Below are 24,572 nucleotides of genomic sequence, written 5' to 3' on the forward strand. Positions count from 1 at the left end.
TCAGATGCTGGCAAAGTCCGCTGCAATTGGCCGTTAGGCGGCTTTCAGGCGGATTCCCTGACGACCAGTTTCGTCTCTAGCTGTATGCCGGTGCCCACGCCCTCGCCGCCGGCGAGCATCTGCAACAGCAACGCCACCGACCGGGCGCCGATCTCGCGCATGGGCACGTGCACGGTAGTCAACGCCGGCACCGTCACCGACGAGGAAATAATGTCGCCGAAACCGGCCACGGCAATATCATCCGGGACACGCACCCCGCGGTGGGCCAGGGCATGCAGCCCGCCCGTTGCAAGGGCATCGCTGGCGTAGAGGATCGCATCGGGCTTCGACTCGGCCAACAGCCGGTTGGTGGCGGTGATCCCGTCGGCAAAAGCATTGCCCTCGGCGGGAACCTCTATCCCCGGCGCTGTGCCCAACGCCGCAACTGCCTCGCGGTAGCCGGCAAGCCGCTCGAGCGCCGCTTGCGTGACGAGCGGCAGGCCGACATAGCCTACGCGATCATGCCCGCGCGAGGCGAGAAACCGCATCATGTCGAGCGTGCCGCGCTTGTGATCGATGAACACCGCAGGAAACGTCGATTCCTGGGAACGCCTCAGCGCCACGACAATCGGCAGCTGGCGGAACTGCGTCCTGAGCTCGACGTCATGCTGTCCGCTACCACCCAGCAGCAGCACCCCGGCGACCCGGAACTGCTCGAACGAGCGCACCGCCGAATGAAGGGACTCCTCGGCGTGGTCGGTGAACGACATCATCACCGCCACCCCGGCCTCGGCTGCCGCCTGCTGCACGCCCTGCGCGAAATCGAGGAAGAACGGATCGTAGACCGTGGGAATGACGATGCCGATGGCGGAAGTCACATTCCGGGCGAGGCCTCGCGCGAGCGGGCTCGGCGTGTAGCCGAGCTCGCGCGCCTTGGCGAGGATGCGCTCGCGAGTCGCCTGGCTGACCTCGGGGTGATTGTTGAAGGCGCGCGAAACCGTGCCGGAGGAAATCCCCAGATCCCGGGCAATGTCGTAGATGCTGAGCGCCTTCTCGCGCGGCTGTCGTGCCACCCTCACCCCGGAACATGCATTCGCAGTGGCGCGCAGTGCTACACTCGCTGCACGCGATGGCAAGCCCTGGGGGAGCTCATACCTGTGCCATCGCCCATTTCGGCTGCGGCGTCGCGGTGACCAATTCCCGCGTGTAGACCTCGCGGGGGCGGGTGAAGAGGGCGTCGACGCTGCCCTCCTCGACGAACTCGCCGTTCTTCATCACAAGCACGCGGTCGGCAAAGCTCTGCACCACGTGCAGGTCGTGCGAGATGAAGATGTAGGCGAGCCCGAGCTGGTCGCGGAGGTCGGCGAGCAGCGCCACGACCTGCGCCTGGATCGAGACGTCGAGCGAGGACACCGCCTCGTCGCAGATCAGCAGTTCCGGCTCCGACGCCAGCGCGCGTGCGATGGCGATGCGCTGGCGCTGACCGCCGGAGAACTGGTGCGGATAGCGCTTGGCGTGATCCGGCGACAGCCCCACCAGCCGGAGCAGCTCGGCGACGCGATCGGCCCAGTCGGACTTGGGCAGGATTTCGGGGTGCACCGCCAGCGGCTCGGAGATAATCTCGCCCACCCGCATCTGCGGGCTGAGCGACGAATACGGATCCTGGAACACCATCTGCATGCGCCGCCGGTGCTTGCGCAGCTCGGCACCCTCGAGCGCGAAGATATTCTCGCCGCGATACAGCGCGGCGCCTCCCGTCGGCTCCTCGAGCCGCATCAGCACACGCGCGATGGTCGATTTCCCCGAGCCGGACTCACCCACCACGGCCAGCGTCTCGCCCTTGGAGACGGTGAAGCTCACGCCCTTCACCGCCGGGATCACCTGCGCCGAGAACAGGCCGCCCGGGACATGGTAGTCCTTCACCACATTCTCGACCTTCAGCAGCACCTCACCCCGGCTGTCCGGCTGGGCATGGCGCGCATCGGCGTGAACGGCGCGCAGGAGCTCCTGCGTATACGGGTGGGTCGGCTGCTCGAAGATCTGCCGGGTCGGACCGGTCTCGACGATCCGACCTTGCCGCATCACCGCGATGCGATCGCCCATGTTTGCCGCGACCGCGAGGTCGTGCGTGATGAGGATCAGCCCCATGCCGAGATCGCTGCAGAGCTCACGCACCAGCTTCAGGATGCGCGCCTGCACGGTGACGTCGAGCGACGTTGTCGGCTCGTCGGCGATCAGCAGCTTGGGCTTGAGCGCCAGTGCCATGGCGATCATTACGCGCTGGCGCTGCCCGCCCGAAAACTGATGCGGATACTGCTTGATCCGCTTGTTCACCTCGCGGATGCCGACACGGTCGAGCAGGCGCTCGGCCTCCTGCCAGCATTCGGACGACGAACGGCCGCCATGCACCATCATGCCCTCGACCATCTGGGCACCGATGGTCTTGAGCGGATGCAGGTGTGCTAGCGGGTCCTGGAAGACGATGGCGATGTCCTTGCCGTTGATCGCCCGCCGCTGCCTGCTCGGCATGGCGAGCAGGTCCTGGCCCTGGAACAGCACGCGGCCCGAGGTGATTTCGGCCGGCGGCATATCGAGCAGGTCCATGATCGCAGCCGACGTGACGCTCTTGCCCGAGCCGCTTTCGCCCAGGATCACCAGCGACTCGCCCGCATCGACATGCAGGCTCACGTCGCGCACCACTTCGACCGGACCGTTCAGGCTGCCGAAGGCGACGCTCAGGTTCTGGACTTCGAGAAGGTGGTTGCTCATTTGCGGCTCCGCTTGCGCGACAGCTGCAGGCGCCAGCGCTGCTGCGGATCGGCGGCCGTGCGGCCCCAGTGCGCGAGGATGTTCATGGAGAGCGTGGTGATGACGATGGCGAGGCCCGGAAAGAAGGCCAGCCACCACGCCGTCTGCAGGTAGTTGCGACCGGTCGCCACCATGGCGCCCCAGGTGAAATCGGGGGTTTGGACACCAAGACCGAGGAAGCTCAATCCGGACTCGGCCAGCACCACGCCCGAGAAATCGAGCGCGCCCAAGGTGATGATGGTGGGCAGGACCAGCGGCACGATGTGGCGGATCAGGATGCGCGGCGTACCAGCGCCAATGGCGCGCGAGGCATTGACGAAGTTGCGCTGCCTGAGCTCCAGCACTTCCGAACGGGTGACGCGGATGTAGTGCGGCAGCCCGCCAACGGCGAGGATGAAGATCACGTTGGTGATGCTGGGACCGACGATATAGAGGATGATCAGCGCCAGCAGCAGCGAGGGGAAGCTGAAGATCACGTCGGCGAGGCGCAGCACGATACGGCTGGTCCAGCCGCCGAGATAGCCGGCGATCACGCCGAGCGCGCCGCCGATGACCATGGAGAGCGTCACGGCGCAGAGCGCGATGATGAACGTGGTGCGCGCCCCGACGACGATGCGGGCCAGCATCGAACGCCCGAGATTGTCGGCGCCCAGCACGAAGGCCCAGCCATGCTCGAGGCTGAACGGGGCGAGGTTGCGTAGCTTGAGGTTCATCCCGGTCGCCTCATCGGCGAGGATGAACGGCCCGATCAGCGCGAACAGGAAGATGATGACGAGGATGACCACCGCCGTGACGGCGAACGCGTCCTTGGACAGCATTCCGGCAATGGCGGCGAAGCGGCCGCGCTCGGGGGCGATCGGCTGGGGTGAAGCGAGATCGCTCATCAGTTGTGCCTGATTCTGGGATCGACGATCACGTAGAGGATGTCGATGAAGATGTTCAGCAGGAAGACCGCGATGGCGACGACCATCACCACGGTCTGCACCACGGCGAAATCGCGCAGCAGGATCGACTCGATCAGCAACTTGCCCATGCCGGGCAGGCCGAACACGGTTTCGGCGATCACCGACCCGTTGATCATGCCCACCGCGATGCTGCCAATCACGGTAATCGTGGGCAGCAGCGACGAGCGCAACGCGTGCTTGATGAGGATGGCGAGATCGCCGATGCCTTTGGCGCGCGCCGTCTTCACATAGGCAGCCGACATCGACGAGATCATCGCGCCGCGCACCACCTGGGTCAGCACCGCCACCGGTCTCAGCGCCACGACGATGACCGGCATGATGTAGTATTCGGGCCCACCCGTACCCGACGTTGGCAACCACCCGAGCGCCACCGAGAACAGCAGGATTCCGACAATGGCGATCCAGAAATCGGGCGCACTGCCGCCGATCAGCGACAGGATGGTGGCGACCCGGTCGAACACGCCACCTGGCTTGGCAGCCGCAAGGCAGCCGATGGTCAGCGCCGCTACGACCGAGACGGTGAGGCAGATCGAGGCCAGCATCATCGTCATCGGCAGCGCGTCGGCGACGGCTTCGATGGCGGGCCGCTGCTGGAACATGGAGCGACCGAAATCGAGCTGCACCAGGCCCCAGACATAGCGGGCGAACTGCACATAAAGCGGATCGGAATAGCCCTGGGCGGCAGCGAAAGCAGCACGCTCCTCGAGCGTTGCGGTCTCGGGCAGGAACAACAGGGCGGGATCGCCCGTCATCCGCGTCAGGCAGAAGACCAGAATGAGAAGCACGACCAGCGTGATCAGCGAGTCTAGTCCTCGCTGGATGATAAAGCGGCCCACCGCCAACTCCCCGTCACGTCAGCAAGAGGGGCTGCCGCAGCCTCAAGGCCGCGGCAGCCGACCGATCATTTGAACTTCATGTTGTAGAAGTCGAGCTCGCTATTGGCCTTGATGGTCGGCACCCAGTCGAGCCGCGGGCCGACGCGGGTGACGGCCAGCATGTGGAACATCATCACCGCCGGCACGACCTCCTCGTGCAGCTTGCGGAAGATCTCCTCGTACGCCGCGCGGCGCTCGTCACCGGTGGCCGAACCGGCCTTGGCGATCTCTTCGTCGAACGCCGGGTCGGCCATCATCGACTGCGTGCCACCGCTCGAATAGTGCGGGAACACGCTGAACGAGGCGTCGCCGAGGTTGTTGTCCGACATGATCAACTGGATGTACGGGCCCGAATCCTCGGGGAAGGGCTTGCCTTGGAACAGGGAGGCGCGGCTGCGCTCCATGATCTCGAGGTTGATGTTCAGCCCAACGTCCTGAAGCATCGCGGTGACCGCTTCGGCGAATTCATCCACCTGGGCGAAGTTGCCGGCGCGCACGATGAAGCGGATCGGCACGGTGACGTCGACGCCGTCGGCGGCGGCTTCGGCGAGCAGGGCCTTGGCCTTCTCCGGATCATATGGATAGGGCTCGAGCTTGGCATTATGCCCCAGGATGCTGGGCACCGGCAGCTGCGTCGCCTTGAGCGAGCCGGCCGTCACCACGGTGCCGAGCATGGCGTCGCGGTCGATGGCGTAGTTGAAGGCCTGGCGCACGCGCACATCGTTCAGCGGCGCGTTGCGCAGGTCGAAGCGAAGGAACGTCGTTTCCGAGTTCAGGTAGGTGAAATCGGTCTCGGGGTTGTTCGCATCTTCCGGCGACACGTCGATGGCGATGTCGGCTTCACCGGCGGCAACCATGGCGGCACGCACCGCGTCTTCCGTACGGAACACCGTGGTGATCTTGGTCACGGTGGGCTTTTCGCCCCAGTAGTTCTCGTTGACCTCGAGCACGATCTTGCCCGGCGACCATTCGGTGATCTTGTAGGGGCCGGTGCCATCGCTCTGGCGCTGCGTTTCCATCGGCGTCTTGGGCGAGGCGAGCGCCAGCATCGAGACATTGGTCGGCAGGATCGGCGCCGGCACGTCGCTCACGAGATCGACGGTGTGCTCGTCGACCGGCACGCCCGTGACCTTGATGCCGCCGAAGGCGCGGCCATACATGGCGCAGTCGGCATTGGCCTTGGCGCGCTCGAGGTTGTAGGCGACTGCCGCGGCGTTGAGCGGCTCACCGTCGGTGAAAGTCGCGTTCTCGACGAGATGGAAACGCCAGGTCTTGTCGTCGATCTGCTCCCACGAGGTGGCGAGGCGCGGTAACACCGAGCCGTCTTCGCTACTGGTCTCGGTCAGCGTCTCGAACACGTTCTGGCGGGTGATGCGGCCCGGAGCCTGGTTGCTCGACTCGCACACGTCGAGCGAGTTGGGCTCGATCGGCCCGACCACGGTGATCGACGTGTCGGCCTGCGCCAGCGCCGGCCATGCGGAGCCGAGCGCCAGCGAGCCCGCCAGCATGATAGCCGAAGCGGCCGACAGGACGCTTCGGCGGTTGATCCCCCACGATTTCGCGGGGGTCAGTCCAACTGCTTTCATTTCAATTCCCTCCCTATACTGCCGATCGCGGTTCCTCGGCCGCGCGCCAGACCCCTGAGGTCTATTGCGGCCCAAGTCCCTCGATGAGTTTTGCGAGCGCCGTCTCCTCGGCGGTGTTCAGGTCCAGAAGCGGTGCGCGCACCTTACCGGCGCTGCGACCGACGATGCGTGCGCCGGCCTTGACGATGCTGACCGCGTAGCCCTTCCCGCCATTGCGGATCTTCAGGTAGGGCATGAAGAAATCGCGGATCAGCCGGCTGGTCGTGGCCTCGTCGCCCTTGACCAGCGCGGTGTAGAAAGCCATCGCGCTACGCGGAATGAAGTTGAAAACGGCCGACGAATAGACCGGCACGCCCATCGCCCGGTATGGCGCGGCATAGACCTCGGCCGTGGGCAATCCGCCCAGGTAGGTCAGCCGGTCTCCCAGCGCCGAGCGCACGCCGACCATCAGCTCGATGTCGCCGATGCCGTCCTTGAAACCGATGAAATTGGGGCACGCCTCGGCAATGCGCGCCACGCTGTCGGCCTCGAGCCGGCACACGTTGCGATTGTAGAGGATGACGCCGATTTTCACCGCCCGGCACACCGCCTTGACGTGCTCGACGATGCCCACCTGCGAGGCCTCGGTGAGATAGTGCGGCAGAAGCAGGATGGCGGCTGCGCCGGCCCTCTCGGAGTTCTTGGCCATCTCGATCGCCAGTGCCGTGCCATAGCCGGCGGAGCCGATGATCGGGGTGCGATCGCCGCAGGTTTCCACGGCCGTGCGCACCACCTCGTAGTGCTCGCCCACGTTCAGCGAAAAGCCTTCGCCAGTGCCGCCGGCGGCGAACAGTGCGCTGGCGCCATAGGGCATCAGCCACTCGAGCCGCGCCCGGTAGCTTTTCGCGTCGAAGCTGCCATCAGCCGTAAAATCGGTGATCGGGAAAGACAGAAGCCCCGAGCTGAGCGCCGCTCTGGCGTGTTGGAAGTCCATGACACCCCGCGTGGTGAATAGGCGGCTTGAGCCGCTAGTTATACGATGTATTATAAGTACGCAGGGCGTTGAGCCGGTGTCAATTGGCATCAAGGCGCCTGTGGACCGCCGGTCCAGGGCCGAAAATCGCAGGAATGACGGGCTGTTGCGTAAGGAAACGCCGCCACGAGGGAGGCGTTGTCAGACAAATGATGTATATGGTGCCGAAGGCCGCCGCTTAGCCGCGGCCGTAGAGCGGCATGCCCGACGCCATCAGCGTCATGAACGGCACATCGACCTCGAGCGGCAGGCTCGCCATGTAGACGACGGCCTCAGCGACGCGCTCGACCGGCATCATCGGCTCGCCCATCACCTTGCCGCTCGCCTGTTTCGTGCCACTCCCGAGCTCGGCCGTGCGCGCCACGGCAGCATTGCCGATGTCGATCTGCCCGGCCGCGATGTTGAACTCCCGGCCATCGAGCGTGATCTGCTTGGTGAGGCCCGTGATGGCGTGCTTGGTCGCCGTGTACGGCGCGCTGTTGGGGCGCGGCGCATAGGCCGACACCGAGCCATTATTGATTATCCGGCCGCCCTGCGGGCTCTGCCGCTTCATGATCCACATGGCGGCGCGAGCGCACAGCATCGAGCCGAACAGGTTGATGTCGATCACCGAACGCAACTGCGCCACATCGAGTTCGTCGAGCGGCACCCGCGGCGCGTTGACGCCGGCATTGTTGAATAGCAGGTCCAGCCGGCCTTCGCGGCGCTCGATTTCGGCGAACAGCCTATCAACGCCCGCGGCGTCGGTCACATCAGCGGCGATCGCGTGGATCCGCCCTTTCGCCAGCGCAGCCGTCTCGAGCAGTGCATCCTCGCGGCGGCCGGTGACGAACACCGTCCAGCCGGCCCCAGCCAGGGCGATCGCGGTGGCACGGCCAATACCGCTGCCGCCCCCAGTGACAAGCGCAACGCCGCGCTTTTCCGCCATGGTTATTCTCCGCCCGTCTCGTTGAGCATGGCAGCGTAACGGCTGCGGCTGCCGGCCAGATGCGCGCGCATCGACGCGGCCGCAAGTGCCGAATCCCGCGCGAAAATCGCGTTGCGGACGGCCGTGTGCTCCATGTGCACGAAGCCCAGATAGTCCTGCAGGTTCTTGGCGTCCTTGATCCGGCTGCGCGGCACCGCCGAGCGGCCGAGCCCCGACAGGAACTGGCTGATATACGGGTTTTTGGTGGCCGCCGCGACCGCTTGGTGGAAGTCGAGATCGGCATCGAGTCCGGAGCCCTGATGCGTACGCTCGCTGTCGAACTGGGCCAGCGCGCGGTCGATATGCGCCATGTCCTCGTCGGTTCGCCGCATCGCGGCCAGCGCCGCCGCTTCCACCTCGACCGCGATGCGGAGTTCGAGCATGGCAACGATATCCTCGAGCTGGTTGCGCTCGATCTTGGGAATGCCGCCGAGCCGGCGCATGCTCGCAAGCACGAAGGCCCCTGCCCCCTGGCGCGTTTCGACCAGACCCGCGGCGCGCAGCGAGGCCACCGCCTCGCGCACCACCGTACGGCTGACGCCGGCACTGGCCGCCATTGCCGACTCCGTGGGAAGCTGATCCCCGGGGCGATAGCGGCCCTCGATAATCTCGCGCTCAAGCGACTCGGCGAGCATCGAGACGAGGTTGCCCCGCTTGCCAATATTCCCGATTGCAGGCTCGCGAATGGAGCTTTCGTCCGTCATGGGGCGATTGTACCAGCCAGATTGGTTATTTAGGCGTCATACAAATCCAAACATCGAGTGTCGAGTGGCGACACAACAGACCACCTTCTCACTTGTGAGTTGGCTGTTCGCCGAAAGGACGAGGCCATCCCGCTGCTCCAGTCGCTTTACACCCTCATTTCTTATATGACATCATATAAGTGGAGCGAAGGAGTGGTGTCCAGCGTGCGACCGACCGCTCCACGGAGAAGCTCTGCCGATGGACGAAATCCTCCTGGGCCGAACGGGCCTTCGCGTCAGTGTAGCCTGCCTCGGCGCCGGCGGGCATAGCCGGCTCGGTATGGGCACCGGCAAGACCACGGCGGAGTCCGTTGCCGTGGTGAAGGCTGCGCTCGACCAGGGCATCACCATCGTCGATACCGCCGCGCCCTACGGCACCGAGGAGATCGTCGGCGAAGGGCTGGCCGGTGTGCGCCACAAGGTCGTGCTGTCCACTAAGGCCAGCGTCACCGTCCGCAGCAAGACGGGCGAGGAAAGCAACCTGACGCCCGAGGCGCTCCGCCAGTCGGTCGAGACGAGTCTCGGCAAGCTGCGCACCGACTATATCGATATTTTCCACCTGCATGCGGTCGCCGCCTCGCAGTATCGCCATTGCGTCGAAGAACTGGTGCCCGAACTCGAGCGACTGCGCGCCGCCGGCAAGATCCGCTTCTTCGGCATCACCGAGAAATTCAACTCCGACACCACCCACGAGATGTTGCAGCTGGCGGCCCGCGACGACCATTGGGACGTTGTCATGGTCGGTTACAACCTGTTCAACCAGACCGCGGCGCGCACTGTGCTGCCGCTGACGCAGGAAAAGCAGATCGGCATGCTCTGCATGTTCGCGGTGCGCTGGGGCCTCGTCGTCATCGAGCAGGCGAGGACCCTCATCGCCGACCTCGTCGCGAAGGGCGAGATTGTGGCCGACGCGCTCGATGCGGCCGATCCCTTCGGCTTCATGACCGAGTCGCGCCGCCCGATCCCGCTCACCGAGGCGGCCTACCGCTTCTGCCGGCATTCGCCCGGCATCGACGTGGTGATGACCGGCACGGGCAACATCCATCATCTCAAGGAAAATGTCCGCGCCATCGATATGCCGCCGCTGCCGCCCGCCGTGCTCGACAAGCTGCGGCAGGCCTTTGCCGGCGTCACCACAGCTACCGGCGACGCACCGGCCAAGGTGAGCTAGCGCACTCGAATTACGGCCGATCCGGCCAGCACATTGCCGACGAAAGATTGCCAGAGGAGAGGGCAGCCATGAAGATCAAGGACGTCAACATCACCCCGATTGCGCTGAGCGATCCGCCACTGCTGAGCGCCGCCGGCCGCCACCAGCCTTATGCCCTGCGCATCGTGGTCGAGATCATTTCCGATGACGGCATCACCGGCCTCGCCGAGCTGCCCGGCGGCGTGAAGACCGAGGAAGCGCTGCGCGAATTCGTCCAGAAGCTCGACGGCCACGACCCGTTCGACTTCAACCGCCTCGACCAGCTGCTCGACGCGCATTTCGGCATTCCCGACAATGCCGACGCCTGGCAGGCCGCCATCGGCGCCACCGGCAACAAGAAGGAAGCCAATGCCCGCCGCCGCAAGAACCATGTGCGCTCGGGCTTCGAGGTTGCCTGCTACGACCTGATCGGCAAGGCGATGAACAAGCGCGTCGCCGACCTGCTCGGCGGCGTGGTGCGGCGCGAAGTGCCGTGCTCGGCCTACCTGTTCTTCAAATATGAAGGCGGCGGCGGCGAGCTCGGCGTCAACAAGGCCCCGGGCCTGACCGGCTGGGAAGCCCAGCGCCAGGAAGAGGCGCTGACCCCCGAGGGCATCGTCGCCGAGGCCGATGCGATGGTGAAGCACTTTGGCTTCAAGTCGATCAAGCTCAAAGGCGGCGCCTTCCATCCCTCGCTCGAGACTGCCGCGATCCTTGCTTTGCGCGATCATTTCGGCCCCGACATGCCGCTGCGCTTCGATCCCAACGCCTGCTGGTCGATGGAAACCGCGCTCAAGTACGGCAAGGAAATGGGCCCGGCGCTGCAGTATTATGAGGATCCGGTGCGTGGCCAGGAAGCCATGGCCGAACTCTACAAGCAGCTCGGCATTCCGCTCGCCACCAACATGTGCACGGTGTCGCTCGACGACCTGCCCGGCTCGCTCCGGCTGGGCTCGGAGCAGATCATCCTCTCCGACCACCACTTCTGGGGCGGCTTCCAGCCCTGCATGACGCTGGCGCAGTTCTGCAAGGTGTTCGGTCGCGGCCTGTCGATGCATTCGAACAGCCATGCCGGCATCTCGCTGATGGCCATGGCCCACCTGGCGGCAGCGACGCCGAACCTCACCTACGCCGTCGACACGCACTACCCCTGGCAGCGCGAGGACGTGATCGTCGGCGGCCGCGCCAAGATCGAGAACGGCAACATCACCCTGCCTGACGGGCCGGGTCTCGGCGTCGAGCTCGATCGTGCGGCGCTCGATCGGCTGCACAAGCAGTACATCGCCTCGGGCCAGACCGAACGCGACGATCAGACCGAAATGCGCAAGTTCCGCCCGGAGTTTACGGCAACGCCGACGCAGTTTTGAGGGTTGGGGGCGTCGCTTAGGCAGACGACCCCCTCCCATCCTCCCCCATGAAGGGGGAGGTGACCAGTCGGAGCTTTGGCTTCGATCGCGCACATGAACCGGCGGGCTCCCCTCCCCCTTGCGGGGAGGGGTCGGGGGTGGGGGTCCATCGGTGATCACCGCGCTACCCCCACCCTCAATCCCTCCCCGCAAGGGGGAGGGAGGCGGGATGGCATAATCCGTGGCCAACTGTTGGGCCATGCCAATGCATCCGGCGGCCATTTGGCCCCGGAGGATGTCAAAGAGCGAAGCGACGGGCCGGCGGGGCCTTTGCCCCTCGCGGTAGTCCGCAGCAATATGTGAGGCTCACGCCTCGCCGGCCGATCGGGGTTTTGGGCTTATGGCACGTGGGCCCGGGCGCATCCCGTGCCGCATCGCGAGCTGCGCGAAGCTGAGCTGGCTGCCGGATTCCGCGCTCACCAACCTTCGCCCCCCGCCCGATGCCGGGCAGTTGCAGCCTGGGACCGGACGTGCATCCGCCAAGTCCCCGCGTTTATAGCGGCGTCCCCGGCGAACCGGATCGTGCCGACGTGCTTTAGGCCTGGACCGGCACGACTGCCGACCCTCCCAATCTCCACCACACCAACCACTCGTCATGATCTCGCTTTTGGTGCGGCGGACGGGGGGATTGTATGAGCGTGGGGAGAGAGGGGGATAAGATTGTTGGCCGGTGCGTTTGGCCACCCCCACCCACCCGCTGCGCGGGTCCCCCCTCCCCACAAGGGGGAGGGAGAGACGACTGAGGGATCGGTGCTTGTGGCTCCACTCTCATCCGGGCTTCGCCCACCTTCTCCCATCGAGGGAGAAGGCCCACTGAGATAGCAGTGGAAGGCCCTTCTCCCCTTGTGGGAGAAGGTGCCCGAAGGGCGGATGAGGGGTGGGCGGGAAGCGCCCAAGCTGATGGCTCCACCCCCTCCGAGCTGCGCTAGTTCGCTGCGCTCACAAGCTGCGCTTGCCTCCCCCATCTAGGGGGAGGTGGGGCCGGTGGGTGGGCCAGAACGCGCCATATACTCGATGCGGCACCTCCCCCTTGATGGGGGAGGTTGGGAGGGGGTGGGGCGGCAGGCACACGCATCGCCGCTGTCCCGCATCACCAGGAACGCTATCCGTTCGGCTTGCTCGCGTCGTAGATCGGCGTCAGCAGCGGGCGGCCTTCGAAATGGGCCAGCAGATTGTCGATGCACAGCTTGTGCATCGCGGCGCGGGTTTCGACTGTCGAGCTGCCCAGATGCGGTAGCAGCACCACGTTGTCCATGCCGATCAGCTTGTCGTTGGCGTGCGGCTCGCGCGCATGCACGTCGAGACCGGCGCCGCCCAGCCCGTCATCCTCGAGCACGCGCACCAGCGCCTCCTCGTCGATGGCGCCGCCGCGGCCGACATTGACGACTATGCCGTCGGGACCGAGGGCGCGCAGTTCCTTTTCGCCGACAATGCCGGTCGTGTCACCGCCGGGTAGCGCCATGAACAGGAAATCGGCCCAGCTGGCGAGCTCCAGCAGCGTCGGCACGTAAGCATAGCTGACGCCCTCGGCCGGCTTGCGGTTGTGGTAGCGGATCTCGCCGTCGAACCCCTCGAGCCGTTGCGCGATGGCCTGCCCGATGCTGCCCAGCCCGAGCACACCGTATTTCTTGCCGCTGAAGCTGCGGCCCATCGGCGGGCGCTCGGTGGCCCAGAGCTTCGTGCGCACCCGCCTGTCCCCCGTGATGATGCCGCGCGTGACGCACAGCCCCAGCGTAATGGCGATATCGGCGACCGAGTCGCTGAGCGAGCCGCGCGTGTTGGTGTAGGAAATGCCGTGCGCCTTGAAGTATGCGATCGGTGCCTTGTCGGTGCCGACACCGGTCTGCGACACGATCTTGACGTTGGGCAGCTTGTCGAGCGTCGCCTCGGGCAGGATGCCGCGGGCGAGGATGCCGCCAAACTCGGCTCCGTGCGCGGCGAGATAGGCCTCGCCATCCGGAACTTCCCACAGCTTGGTCAGGTTGAACACCTCATCGAGCCGCTGGCGCGTCGGCGGCCCCATCTCCGCATAGGCGACCGGATCGAGCATGATGACGCGCGGCTTTGCGCTGGCTGGGGATGAACTCATTCTGCGGATGTCCTGCGATAAAAATGACCGCCGCAGTCAGCGATCGGTCGACGAGCCCTGAAGTTGCATGTCATCATATATGTGATAACTTTCCGAAGCTAGCAGCCCCGGGAGTGACGAGTCACTGCTTTGGGCGTAATGCTGAAGTTCTCTCCCGCCGCTGGTGACGTGAGCGCAGTGTGACGCCGCTGCGCCCGGCATTTAGTCTCGGCGTCGTGCCTGCCCGCCATCGGGGCGTTCGCCCAAAATAGATTGCCGAGATGTCGCCACACGTTCACCGCCTGCGCTGGGCCGTTGCCATCCACGCGGCCGCCACTTTTGCGGCGACCGGCGCTTTCAAGGTGGTCGCGAGCTATGGCGCCATCGACCTCGGATTCAGCCCGGCAGAACTCGGCATCCTCGCCGCCAGCTTCGGCGTACCGCCGGTGTTCATCGCCTTCCACGCCGGCCGCTGGACCGACCGGATCGGCGGGCTCAAGGTGACGCTGCTGGGCGACGTGCTGATGCTGGTTGCCGCCATCGTCCCGCTCGTCGTCGTCACGCCCATTTCCCTGATCATTGCCGCCGCGATCCTCGGCCTTGCCATGCTGCTCTCGATCATCGGGCAGCACGCGCTGATTGCCGGAGCGGTCGTCAAGGAGGAGCAGGAGCGCGTTTTCGGCTGGCTGTTCAGCGCCAACGCCGTGGGCCAGATGTTCGGGCCGGTCGCCGCGACAGCCCTCGGCTCGACCCATGACGGCGAAGGGCTTTCGAGCACCATCGGCTTTTCCGTTGCCGGCGCGCTGGCGCTGGCCGGGCTCGGAACGCTGCTGCTGTTCGGGCGCGAGGCCTGGCGCCAGACGCGCGAGGACGACAGCGCCGCTCCGCCCGCCTTCCGCGCCATCGGCTCGATCATCGCGGTGAAGGGCGCAGTGCCGATCCTCAGCTACAACGCCATCATCGCCGCAATCATCGACATGCTGTCGATCTTCCTGCCGGCCTGGGGCGCCGAGCGCCAGATCGCTCCCATTGCCATCGGCATACTGCTGTCGCTGCGTTCGGCCGCCAGCATCGTGGTGCGCTTCTTCATGCTGCCGATCCTGCGCGTGCTGGGCCGGCGCAACCTGCTGGTCGGCTCGGCCATCCTCACCGCCATTTCGCTGGCGGCAATGCCCTTCGTCGACCTGACATTGGCCTATGCGATCGCCATCGCCCTGGGTCTGGCACTCGGCCTCGCGCCGCCGATCTCGCTCGCCTGGGTATCGCTGACCATGCCGCCGAGCCTGCGCGGATCGGCCGTGGGATTGAGGATTTTCGCCAATCGCCTGGCCCAGGCCGGCGTCCCGGCCGCCGTGGGACTGATCAGCGCCGGTGTCTCGGGCATGTTCCTGTCGACTGCCGCGCTGATGGCCGCCGCATCGGTGCTGGTGATCCGCGTACCGTTTCCACGCACCGACAAGCCCCAGGGCTGACGCCCTGCCCTACAGCCGCCAGTCGTCGCCCCAGACCTGCACCATGTGCCCCGCCGACACTTCGCGGTATTCGCGCTGGGGCGGCTGGTAGTCCATGGCGCGGATCGGGCTCTTGACCTCGTCGTTGTCGATCGGCCTGAGCTGCTTGCGGCGCGACGGATCGGGCACCGGCACGGCGGCCATCAGGCGCTTGGTATAGGGGTGCTGCGGATCGCGGAAGATCGAGGCTGCGGGCCCGATCTCGACGATCTCGCCCAGATACATCACCGCCACCTTGTGGCTGATGCGTTCGACCACCGCCATGTCGTGCGAGATGAACACATAGGCGAGGCCGAACTGCTCCTGCAGGTCCATCATCAGGTTGATGACCTGCGCCTTGATCGACACATCGAGCGCCGACACCGCCTCGTCGGCGACGATGATCTTGGGCTCGAGCGCCAGGGCACGCGCGATACAGATGCGCTGGCGCTGCCCGCCCGAGAACTGGTTGGGATAGCGGGCCGCCATGTCGGGGCTGAGCCCGACGCGCTGCAGCAGGTCCATCGTCTTGTCGCGCGCCTGCTTGCGGGTGCCGAGGCGATGGGTCAGGTAGGGCTCGGCGATGGCGTCGCCGACCGTGATGCGCGGGTCGAGGCTGGCGAACGGATCCTGGAAGATCATCTGGATGTGCCGGCGCATCTCGCGCAGCTCTTCCTTGCCGAGCGCGCGGATATCGGTATCGGCAATGCGGATCTCGCCGGCCTGCGGCTCGGTCAGCCGCATCAGCGCCCGGCCGGTGGTCGACTTGCCGCAACCGGATTCTCCGACCAGCGACAGCGTCTCGCCGGCGCGCAGGTCGAAGCTGACATTTTCGACCGCGTGCACGCGGCCGCTCGGGCCGCGGAACAGCGTCCCCGGCAGGTCGAAATGCTTGACGAGGTTGCGCACCTTGAGGACGGGCGGGCCGTCATGCTGCACCGTATCGGGGCGCTCGCGCCCCTGGACCACGGTGCCGCTCTTGCGGTCGAGCACCGGAAAGGGTTGTGGCCCGCTGGCGCTGCCCTCGCCCAGCCGCGGCACCGCGGCGATGAGCGCGCGGGTGTAGGGGTCCTGGGCGTTGCGGAACACGCCCTCGGTCCGGCCGGTTTCGAGCGCCTTGCCGTCCAGCATCACCACCATGCGGTCGGCCACTTCGGCGACGACGCCCATGTCGTGGGTGATGAAGAGGACGCCCATGCCCTCTTCCTGCTGCAGCTCCTTGATGAGCTGGAGGATCTGGGCCTGGATGGTGACGTCGAGCGCCGTGGTCGGCTCGTCGGCGATCAGCAGCTGCGGCTTGCAGGCGAGCGCCATGGCGATCATCACGCGCTGGCGCATGCCGCCGGACAGCGACTGCGGATAGTCCTTCATGCGCGAGGCCGCCGCCGGAATCCGCACCCGCTCGAGCAGGCGCTTGGCCTCGGCGAGCGCGGCCGAACCCGAGGAGATGCCGTGGATGTGGAGCACCTCGGCGATCTGGTCGCCGACCTTCTGCAGCGGGTTGAGGCTGGTCATCGCCTCCTGGAAGATCATGCCCATCTTGAGCCCCCGCACGGCCCGCATCTCGGTGGTATTGAGCGTCAGCAGCTCGCGCCCACCGAGCTTCACCGAGCCTTCCACCCGGCTCGCCTCGGGATCGAGCAGGCGCATCACCGACAGCGCCGTCACCGACTTGCCCGAGCCGGATTCGCCGACGACCGCCAGCGTCTCGCGCGCCGCGATGTCGAAGGACAGGCCTTTGACGATCTCGACCCAGCCGTTCGAGGTGTCGAACGAGGTCTTGAGGTCGCGCACCGACAGGACGGTCGTTCCCGCCTTCACCGGCTCGATGGTCTCGGTCTGAAGCGCCACGCGCGTCTCCTAGCGGTTGGTCGCGGGGTCGAGCGCGTCGCGGACCGCGTCGCCGACCAGGTTGAAGGCAAGCACGACCAGCGTGATCGCAGCGCCAGCGCCGATGATCGGCCACGGCGTCGAGAACAGGCTCGCAAGGCCATCGCGGGTGATGTTGCCCCAGCTCGGGTTGGGCGGCCGCGTGCCGAGGCCCAGGAAGCTGAGCGAGGCCTCGATGCGGATGGCCGAGGCCACCCACAGCGTCATCAGCGCCACGATCGGCGCCATGATGTTGGGCACGATGTGCCGCACGATGATCACCGGCGTGCGCACGCCCATCGAGATCGCCGCCTCGACATAGGGCTCGTGCTTGACCGCGAGCGTCTGCGCCCGGGCGACACGGGCAAAGCCGGGCACGAAGGCGATGGTGATGACGGTGATGATGTTCCAGAAGCCGCCGCCGAGCGAGGCCGCGATCAGGATCGCCAGCAGCAACTCGGGGAAGGCAAGCAGCAGGTCGACGACCCGCGAGATCACCCGGTCGGCGATGCCGCCGAAATAGCCGGCGATGACGCCGAGCGCCGTGCCGATGATCGCCGCCAGCACCGGCGAGATGAAGCCGAACATCAGCGAGTTGCGCGAGCCGTAGAGCAGCCGGCTGAACACGTCGCGGCCGAACAGGTCGGTGCCCAGCCAATGCTCGGCCGATGGCAGCTTGTTGATGTTGGCGATGTTCTGCGACAGCGGATCGTAGGGCGCGATCCACGGCGCCACGGCGGCGACGATGACGAACAGGATGATCACGATCGACGCGAACGCCGTCTCCGGACGTCCGAACATGACCTTGCGGATACGCGAGAGCGCGTTGGGCGGCAGTGGAGCGGAGGCGCGGACAGGTTCCCCGGCGGCAATGGTCATCTCAGGTCACCTTCACGCGCGGATCGATAACGACATAGAGCAGATCCATCACCAGGTTGATCACCACCACGAAGATGGCGAACACCAGCACGCCGCCCTGGATCACGGCGTAGTCGCGCTGCTGGATGGCTTCGATCAGCAGCCGGCCAATGCCCGGGCGGTTGAACACCAGCTCCACCGCAACCGAGCCCGACAGCGTCGCAAGGGTCGAGAGGCCGAGGCCGGTGGCGATCGGCATCAGCGCGTTGCGCAGCGCGTGGCGGTAGGTCACCCGCTGTTCCGACGCGCCCTTGGCGCGGGCGGTGCGGACATAGTCCTTGGAGTAGACCTCGAGCACGCTGGTGCGCGTCAGTCGGCCGAGGAAGGCCGCCTTCACCAGCGCCAGTGTCAGCGCCGGCAGGAAGACATGGTGCAGCCGGCTGACGAGGTTGGGGTCGCCACCGCCATTGAGCGGGAACCAGTGGAGGTTCAGCGCGAACATGATGAGCAGCAGCGCCGCGAGGTAGAAATCGGGCACCGCGTAGCCGACCAGCGAGAAGATGCGCACGCTGGTATCCGGCGCCTTGTTGCGCCGCCGCGCCGCGATGACGCCGAGCGGAATGCCGACAATGGCGCCGAGGAAGACAGCAACCACCGTGAGCTCGATCGTATAAGGCAGGCTGCGCGCGATCATCTGCGTCACCGGCATGCCCGTCTGGTACGAGTTGCCCAGGTTGAGCGTCAGCACGCCGCCGATGAAGTTGAAATATTGCTGCCAGATCGGGACATTGAGCCCCATCTTCTCGCGATAGATCTCGAGCTGGCCGGGTGTTGCGGCATCGCCGAGCACAGCCACTGCCGGGTCGCCCGGCAGGATTCGCATGGCGACGAACACCAGCGTCAGGACGAGCAGAAGCGTCGGCAGTGTATCGACCAGACGCACGACAAGATTACGCAGCATCGTCGTCCCCTCCCCTTACTCAGCTCGCAGTGTAGACGTCTTCGGGCGTCAGCGGGTTGAGCATATCCTCGCCCGCCCGGTAACGCCGGAAGTTTTCGGTGATGATCGCCATAGTCCGCTTCAGCCGGTCATGCACCGGTGCCGAAAAATGCGGCGACACCAGCGTATTGGGGGCGTCCCAGAACGGGCTTTCGGCCGGCAGCGGCTCGGTATCGAAGACATCAAGCCCGGCCCCGCGGATGCGGCGGGCGTAAAGCGCCTCGAGCAGCGCCGCCTCGTCGATCACCCCGCCGCGCGACAGGTTGACGATTACCGCGTTGGGCTTCATCCGGCTGAGCTCGTCGCGGCCGATCAGGTGATGCGTCGCATCCGACAGGTTGATGGCGAGAACGATGAAGTCGGCCTGCTCGAGGATAGGCGCGATGGTCTCGCCGCGATCGGCGGAGTAGATGCGGTCGAACCCCGGGGGCAACTCGGCCTCGCGGCGGCGATAGCCGAGCACGTTCATCCCGAAGGCCTTGGCGCGGATCGCCAGTTCCTTGGCGGTGAAGCCGACGCCGAGAATGCCGACCGTCTGCCCGTAGAGCGCCCGCAGGTCGCGGCTCCCGTCGACGCCGCCCCAGCGATGGGCCCGCTGCGCCTCCTCGAAGCCGCGCAGGTTGGCATTGATGGCGAGCATGAACATCATCGCATGCTCGGCCAGGGCCGGCGCCGAACGCCCGGCCACGCCCGTGACCTTGATCCCGCGGGAGAAGATGTCCGGACGCGCCGAGAGCGTCATGCCCGAGAGGTTGACGTGCACCCATTTGAGCCTGGGCGCGGCGAGCACCTCGTCGTCGAGATCGTTGCCGAGCACGGCGATTTCGGCCTCGGCCAGAGCCGCGCGGAAGGCCGCACTATCCTTGCGGTCGACTCGCGCGAAACGGTCCGGGGCCGCGACCGCCTCAAGCTCAGCCCAGGTGGGCGGATCGAAAGGCAGGTCGGTGGTGGCAACGATCAGTCGGGTCATGCGGTCGGCCTTGCGGAGTGGCGCGGCACGATGCATTCGCGCGTGATCTCGCCCACGGAGTTGAAGCCCATATTGCCGCTGTCGCGGCTGAACTCGGCGCGCAGCAGGTTGATGGCGTGCTCGACGCCCTCCTGCCCGTAGATCGCCGCATAGTTGAACGGCCGGCCGACGAAGCAGAACTTCGCCCCGAGCGCGAGGGCCTTGATGATGTCGGTGCCGCGCCGGATGCCGCTGTCGATCATCACCGGCACGTCGCCCGCGGCCGCGACACAGGCCGGCAGCGCGTGGATGGGCGGAATGACGCCGTCGATCTGCCGTCCACCATGCGAGGAGACGATGATACCGTCGATGCCGGCATCGACCGCAAGCTTGACGTCGCGTGGATCGAGCAGACCCTTGAGCACCAGGTTGCCCTTCCACTCGTCGCGGATGCGGGCCAGCGCGTTCCAGTTCTGGCCGGTGCGATTGGTGTTGCGCGTGCCGCTCGAAACGATGGCGGCGCCCCGGCCGGCATCGAGGTTCTCGAAATGCGGCATGCCGTTCTGGACGATCGTGCGGATGAAATTGCCGATCGACCAGCTCGGGTGCGTCGCCCCATCCCAGAACATGCGCCAGCTCGGCCGGAACGGCGCGCTGAACCCGGCCCGCGCCGTGTTCTCGCGGTTGGAGCCGGCGGTCATATCGACGGTGAACACCATCGTCTTGAACCCGGCATTGCGCACCCGGTCCATCAGCCCGCGCATATCCTCAAAATCGATCGGCAGGTAGGCTTGAAACCAGGCCGTCTCGCAGGCGGCCCGGATATCCTCGAGCCGGATCAGCGAGGCCCCTGACTGGATGAACGGGATGTTCTTTTCCGCGCAGGCCCGCGCGATCATCAGGTCGCCGCGATAGCCGACCAGCGACTCCATGCCCATCGGCGCGACGCCGAAGGGGGAATCGTAGGTCTCGCCCAGCACCGTCGTCTTCTGCGAGCGGTTGGTGACACCGACCAGCACGCGCGGCACCACCTGCCAGTCCTTGAACGCCTCGCGGTTGTCGCGCAGCGTGACTTCGTTCTCGACGCCGCTCTGGACGAACGCGAACACCGATCTGGGCAAGTAGCGCCTGGCTGCTGCCTCGTAGTCGTTGAGCGAGAGGATGTTCCGCAGCCGCCGCGGCACGGCCTTGCGCGCCGCCGGCGACTGGATCTTCGCTTCATGCGCTACCGGCGGGGTGATCGGCCTGCCGTCGGATACAGCCATCGAAGTGTCCTAGCTCTGCGGCGCGTATTTGCGCGCCACCGCTTCGTTCACGTCCATGCCCCAGCCGGGGCCCGTGGGCACGAGCATGTCGCCGTTGTCGTACTGCACCTCGGTCATGAACAGCTCGTCGCGCCAGGGCGCGCTGTCGATGTCGGTTTCCATGACCTTGATGTTGGGCACCAGCGCGCAGAAATGCGCCGAGATCGCCGAGGACAGGTGCCCGTGATAATTGTGCGGGGCGCAACTGACTTCGTAGCTTTCGACCATCGACGCGATCTTGATCGACTCCGACCAGCCGTTCCACAGCAGGTCGACGATGGCGAAATCCACGGCCTTCTGATCGAGGAACGGCCGGAAGTTGCGCCGCCCGACGACCTGCTCCAGCGAGGCGATCGGCACCGGCGACTTGTCGCGCACGTCGGCCAGCGCCGGCGCGTCCCACAGGTCGAGTTCGAGCCAGGTCATGTCGAACTGCTCGATGGCACGGGCGAGGCGGATATAGCCCTCGGTCTTGAAGTGCACGTTGCTGTCGAGATGCAGGCTCATCTCCGGCCCGGCGCCTTCGCGGAACGCGCGCAGCGTGGCAACCACGCCCTCGACCGTATGGCGCTCGAGGTTCAGTGCCGCGTGGGTCGGCTGGCGGCCATAGCCCTGCATCTGGCGGCTGAGCTGGCCGTCGATCAGGTGGAAGACGTTGGTCTTGAGGCCCTTGAAGCCGCGCGCCTTCACTTCGGCGCCGAGCTCGGCAATGTCGTCGGGCGTCTTGATCGGCTTCACGCCGAGCTTTTCGCCGGCCTGCATGCGATACGAGCCGCAATGGCTCCAGTAGACCTGGATACGATCGCGCACCGGCCCGCCGAACAGGGCATGCACGGGCAGGTCGACCGACTTGCCGCGAATATCCCACAGCGCCATCTCGATCGCCGCATTCGCGCGCTGCGCGAGCCCCCCCGGATGCTGGACGGCGAGCTGGTAGAGCTGCGTGGTGATCTTCTGCACCGGCAACGGGTCCTGCCCGATCAGGCTTTCACCCAGGCCCTTGATCTGGGCGCTGACCGGCCGGGTCTTCATGTTGGTTTCGTTATACTCGGCCCAGCCGACAAGGCCGGAATCGGTGGTGATCTTGAGGAAGGAGAAGTGTCCGAGACCGGAGACGACGTGGATATCCTCGATCGCGGTGATCTTCATGGAGTATTGCCCGACAGACTAGGGAGGAAGGGAGGACGGCCGGCTCACGGGGAGCCGGCCGGGGAGGCTATCAGCTGAACGTCACGCCGGTCAGGCGCCACAAACCACCCGGGAAAGAGACGATCTCGAACGGCAGGTTCATCTTTTCCGACCGGATGACGACATAGGCGGTCGAGCAGGTCGACATCACCGGCATGTCCTCGAGGATCTTCAGCTGCATCTGGCGGACGAGATCGAGGCGCTTTGTCAGGTCGGCCTCGTTCAGGGCCTGGTTGAACAACTCGTCAATGCCCGGGATGACCTCTCCGTAGTGCGAGAAGTTGTCGCCGCCCGTGCCTTCCGAGTTCACCAGCGCTGCGGTGATCGCCTCGTTCTGCAGGGCCGCCGTCGCCACCGCCGGGTAGCCGCCGCCGCGCAGCACAAGGGTGTTGAGGTCCTTGTTCTTTTCGGCGTGGAACGCAGTGTGGTCCATCAGCGTCAGGTTCATGGTGACGCCAACCTGGCGCAGGTTTTCCTGCACGATCAGCATCTGGCTGGAATAGTCGTCACGCTCCGAGCAGAAGCAGTCGAAGGCGAGGTTCGACTGGCCGGCTTCGGCGAGCAGCGCCTTGGCTTTCTCGGGATCGTAGTTGTACTGCAGCTCTTCGGGCGTATCCTCGAGCTTGAGCCCGCCATCCACCGCCGGCGGAATGAGCCCGTAGGTGCGGGGCGTCGGCGGCGTCAGCGCATCCGACAGCGCCTGCTTGTTGATGGCGTAGGCGAAGGCCTGGCGGACGCGGATATCGTCGAAGGGCTTCTTGGTCATGTTGAAGTGCAGCGACCAGTAGTTGCCCGGCAGGCCCACATCCATTTTCAGGTTCGGGTTCTGCTGCATGATCGCGTTGATCGCGCCCGGGCCGGCCGGGGCAAGGATCATGTCGACGGTGCCTCCGAGGATCGCGAAGGTCCGCGCCGAGGTATCGACGATATACTGTACCTCGAAATTCGGGATGTTGGCCTTCTCGCCCCAGTATTCCGGGAAAGCGACGAGGCGGACGCGCTCGGGTTCGACGCTGTCGACCTGGTACGGGCCGGATCCGATCGGATCCATGGCGAAGGCATCACCCTTCTCCTCGACCGCCTTCTTGCTCACCACCGCCGAATTGGTGCTGAACAGCGTGCTGGTGAGGAACAGCGGATCGGGACCTTCGAGGTTGATGACCACGGTGTTGGCGTCGGGCGCCTCGATCGAGGCGACGTTCTGCCACGAGATGGCGCCGACCGAGCCGGCCTGCGGATCTGCGGCGCGCTCGAAGCTGAACTTCACATCTTCGGCGGTCACCTCGCCATAGCCCTTGTGGAACTGGGCGCCCTTGCGGATCTTGAAGGTCCACGTCTTGGCGTCGTCCGACATTTCCCAGCTCTCGGCGAGCTCGGGCACGTAGTCGGCGGGGGACGCGGAGCCCAACCCGGCCGGCGGACGGACGAGATGGTCGAACACGTGGTTGATCGACCAGTTGTCGACGCCCTGGGTGAGCTTGATCGGATCGATGGTGCCGACCTTGGCGGCGGCCATGCCGAGCCGGATGGTCTGGCCGTCCTGCGCGCGTGCGGTGCCCAGCAGGCCGAAACTCGCGGCGAGCGCCGCCGTCGCGCCAACGAATTGGCGCCTATTAAGAGCTGTCATTCAGCTACCTCCTCCACCGCAACTTTTGCGGGATCCTGATTGGCCGACGTTTGGTCGTCGGCTCGATCGTTGGCAAAACGTTACACCGCTCCCTCGCGGGGATGCAGCCAAAAATTCCGCTCCGGAACTATGACTTTCGGCGGATACTTCGCGTTAGGTGGCCGTTAGTGCGATTTTCCGCCATTTTGGCGATAATTCACCAGACCAGCGGCAAGTGGTCCGAGCGCTTGACTTGGCCTAGCGCAAAGCTCGTCTCGATCGAGGCGACGCTGGGCACGCGGGTCAGTTTTTCCTTGAGGAAGCGTTCGTACTCGTCGAGGTCCTTGACCACGATCCGCATCAGATAGTCGCGTTGCCCGGTCATCAGGTAGCAGTCCACCACTTCGGGCCAGCGCGACACCGTCTCCGCGAAATTGTCGAGATCATCCTCGTGCTGGCGCGCCAGCTTGATCGAGGCGAAGGCGCTGATCGGCAGCCCGACCTTGCGCTGGTCGACGACCGCGACATAGCCCTTGATCACCCCGGCCCGCTCCAGCAGCCGCACCCGCCGGGCGCAGGGCGACGGCGACAGGCCGACCCGCTCGGCCAGTTGCTGCACCGGCATCCGGCCATCCGACTGCAGCTCGATGATGATCTTGCGGTCGATGGCGTCGAGGACGAGGTTTGGCAAGTTCCGACCTGTCGATGTG

20 protein-coding genes are annotated in these 24,572 nt (G+C 65.8%); 3 read left to right on the forward strand and 17 right to left on the reverse strand.

Annotation, left to right across the window (positions count from 1 at the left end; all coding sequences use genetic code 11):
• Nucleotides 1-44: 44 nt before the first annotated feature.
• The 8 genes from AC3A6I_RS14390 to AC3A6I_RS14425 all read right to left on the reverse strand — a co-directional run bounded on the left by AC3A6I_RS14390 (nt 45) and on the right by AC3A6I_RS14425 (nt 8,896).
• A complete protein-coding gene (locus AC3A6I_RS14390) occupies nt 45-1,052 on the reverse strand; it encodes a LacI family DNA-binding transcriptional regulator (protein ID WP_487544403.1) in 1,008 nt (335 codons plus the stop codon).
• Between the two features lie 76 nt (nt 1,053-1,128).
• Nucleotides 1,129-2,748 carry an ABC transporter ATP-binding protein gene (locus AC3A6I_RS14395; protein WP_487544404.1) on the reverse strand — a complete coding sequence of 540 codons (1,620 nt, stop codon included), beginning with the start codon at nt 2,746-2,748 and terminating at the stop codon, nt 1,129-1,131.
• A complete protein-coding gene (locus tag AC3A6I_RS14400; RefSeq protein ID WP_487544405.1) occupies nt 2,745-3,671 on the reverse strand; it encodes an ABC transporter permease in 927 nt (308 codons plus the stop codon). Before AC3A6I_RS14400 ends, AC3A6I_RS14395 begins: the two co-directional genes overlap by 4 nt.
• Entirely contained in the window at nt 3,671-4,588 is a 918-nt protein-coding gene (locus AC3A6I_RS14405) for an ABC transporter permease (RefSeq protein WP_487544406.1), read from the reverse strand. Before AC3A6I_RS14405 ends, AC3A6I_RS14400 begins: the two co-directional genes overlap by 1 nt.
• A 65-nt stretch (nt 4,589-4,653) precedes the next feature.
• Entirely contained in the window at nt 4,654-6,213 is a 1,560-nt protein-coding gene (locus tag AC3A6I_RS14410; protein WP_487544407.1) for an ABC transporter substrate-binding protein, read from the reverse strand.
• Nucleotides 6,214-6,274: 61 nt separating this feature from the next.
• Complete coding sequence (gene kdgD / locus AC3A6I_RS14415) at nt 6,275-7,186, reverse strand: 5-dehydro-4-deoxyglucarate dehydratase (protein ID WP_487544408.1); 912 nt, start codon at nt 7,184-7,186, stop codon at nt 6,275-6,277.
• A gap of 217 nt (nt 7,187-7,403) precedes the next feature.
• A complete protein-coding gene (locus AC3A6I_RS14420) occupies nt 7,404-8,153 on the reverse strand; it encodes an SDR family oxidoreductase (RefSeq protein WP_487544409.1) in 750 nt (249 codons plus the stop codon).
• Nucleotides 8,154-8,155: 2 nt separating this feature from the next.
• The gene (locus tag AC3A6I_RS14425; protein ID WP_487544410.1) at nt 8,156-8,896 is read right to left on the reverse strand and encodes a FadR/GntR family transcriptional regulator; all 741 of its coding nucleotides are present in this window, start codon (nt 8,894-8,896) and stop codon (nt 8,156-8,158) included.
• 238 nt (nt 8,897-9,134) lie between these two features.
• Between AC3A6I_RS14425 and AC3A6I_RS14430 the strand changes: the two genes are divergently transcribed.
• Together AC3A6I_RS14430 and AC3A6I_RS14435 are read left to right on the forward strand one after the other, a co-directional pair.
• Nucleotides 9,135-10,106 carry an aldo/keto reductase gene (locus tag AC3A6I_RS14430; RefSeq protein WP_487544411.1) on the forward strand — a complete coding sequence of 324 codons (972 nt, stop codon included), beginning with the start codon at nt 9,135-9,137 and terminating at the stop codon, nt 10,104-10,106.
• A 68-nt stretch (nt 10,107-10,174) separates the two neighbouring features.
• Entirely contained in the window at nt 10,175-11,491 is a 1,317-nt protein-coding gene (locus AC3A6I_RS14435; RefSeq protein ID WP_487544412.1) for an enolase C-terminal domain-like protein, read from the forward strand.
• Nucleotides 11,492-12,632: 1,141 nt separating this feature from the next.
• Here the strand turns inward: AC3A6I_RS14435 and AC3A6I_RS14440 are convergent.
• On the reverse strand, nt 12,633-13,619 hold the full coding sequence (locus AC3A6I_RS14440; RefSeq protein WP_487544413.1) for a 2-hydroxyacid dehydrogenase: 987 nt from the start codon (nt 13,617-13,619) through the stop codon (nt 12,633-12,635).
• A gap of 260 nt (nt 13,620-13,879) precedes the next feature.
• Here AC3A6I_RS14440 and AC3A6I_RS14445 point away from each other — a divergent pair, with 260 nt between their 5' ends.
• Nucleotides 13,880-15,070, forward strand: a complete 1,191-nt coding sequence (locus tag AC3A6I_RS14445) for an MFS transporter (protein ID WP_487544414.1) — start codon at nt 13,880-13,882, stop codon at nt 15,068-15,070.
• A 9-nt stretch (nt 15,071-15,079) separates the two neighbouring features.
• Here AC3A6I_RS14445 and AC3A6I_RS14450 read toward each other — a convergent pair whose 3' ends face one another.
• From AC3A6I_RS14450 to AC3A6I_RS14485, 8 genes are all read right to left on the reverse strand, one after another.
• Nucleotides 15,080-16,939, reverse strand: a complete 1,860-nt coding sequence (locus AC3A6I_RS14450) for an ABC transporter ATP-binding protein (RefSeq protein ID WP_487544415.1) — start codon at nt 16,937-16,939, stop codon at nt 15,080-15,082.
• Nucleotides 16,940-16,948: 9 nt separating this feature from the next.
• Nucleotides 16,949-17,836 (reverse strand): ABC transporter permease, encoded by an 888-nt coding sequence (locus AC3A6I_RS14455; protein ID WP_487544416.1) that lies wholly within the window; start codon nt 17,834-17,836, stop codon nt 16,949-16,951.
• Between the two features lies 1 nt (nt 17,837).
• Nucleotides 17,838-18,776 (reverse strand): ABC transporter permease, encoded by a 939-nt coding sequence (locus tag AC3A6I_RS14460; RefSeq protein ID WP_487544417.1) that lies wholly within the window; start codon nt 18,774-18,776, stop codon nt 17,838-17,840.
• A 19-nt stretch (nt 18,777-18,795) separates the two neighbouring features.
• Nucleotides 18,796-19,785: a D-2-hydroxyacid dehydrogenase gene (locus AC3A6I_RS14465; RefSeq protein ID WP_487544418.1), complete on the reverse strand. Its 990-nt coding sequence runs from the start codon at nt 19,783-19,785 to the stop codon at nt 18,796-18,798.
• Nucleotides 19,782-21,029, reverse strand: coding sequence for an alpha-hydroxy acid oxidase (locus tag AC3A6I_RS14470; protein WP_487544419.1), 1,248 nt, complete (start codon nt 21,027-21,029; stop codon nt 19,782-19,784). Before AC3A6I_RS14470 ends, AC3A6I_RS14465 begins: the two co-directional genes overlap by 4 nt.
• A 9-nt stretch (nt 21,030-21,038) precedes the next feature.
• A complete protein-coding gene (locus tag AC3A6I_RS14475; RefSeq protein ID WP_487544420.1) occupies nt 21,039-22,217 on the reverse strand; it encodes a mandelate racemase/muconate lactonizing enzyme family protein in 1,179 nt (392 codons plus the stop codon).
• A gap of 70 nt (nt 22,218-22,287) precedes the next feature.
• Entirely contained in the window at nt 22,288-23,883 is a 1,596-nt protein-coding gene (locus AC3A6I_RS14480) for an ABC transporter substrate-binding protein (RefSeq protein ID WP_487544421.1), read from the reverse strand.
• Nucleotides 23,884-24,079: 196 nt separating this feature from the next.
• Complete coding sequence (locus AC3A6I_RS14485) at nt 24,080-24,553, reverse strand: Lrp/AsnC family transcriptional regulator (protein WP_487544422.1); 474 nt, start codon at nt 24,551-24,553, stop codon at nt 24,080-24,082.
• Nucleotides 24,554-24,572: the final 19 nt, after the last annotated feature.

This window comes from Devosia sp. Soil_C_22, from assembly GCF_057657195.1.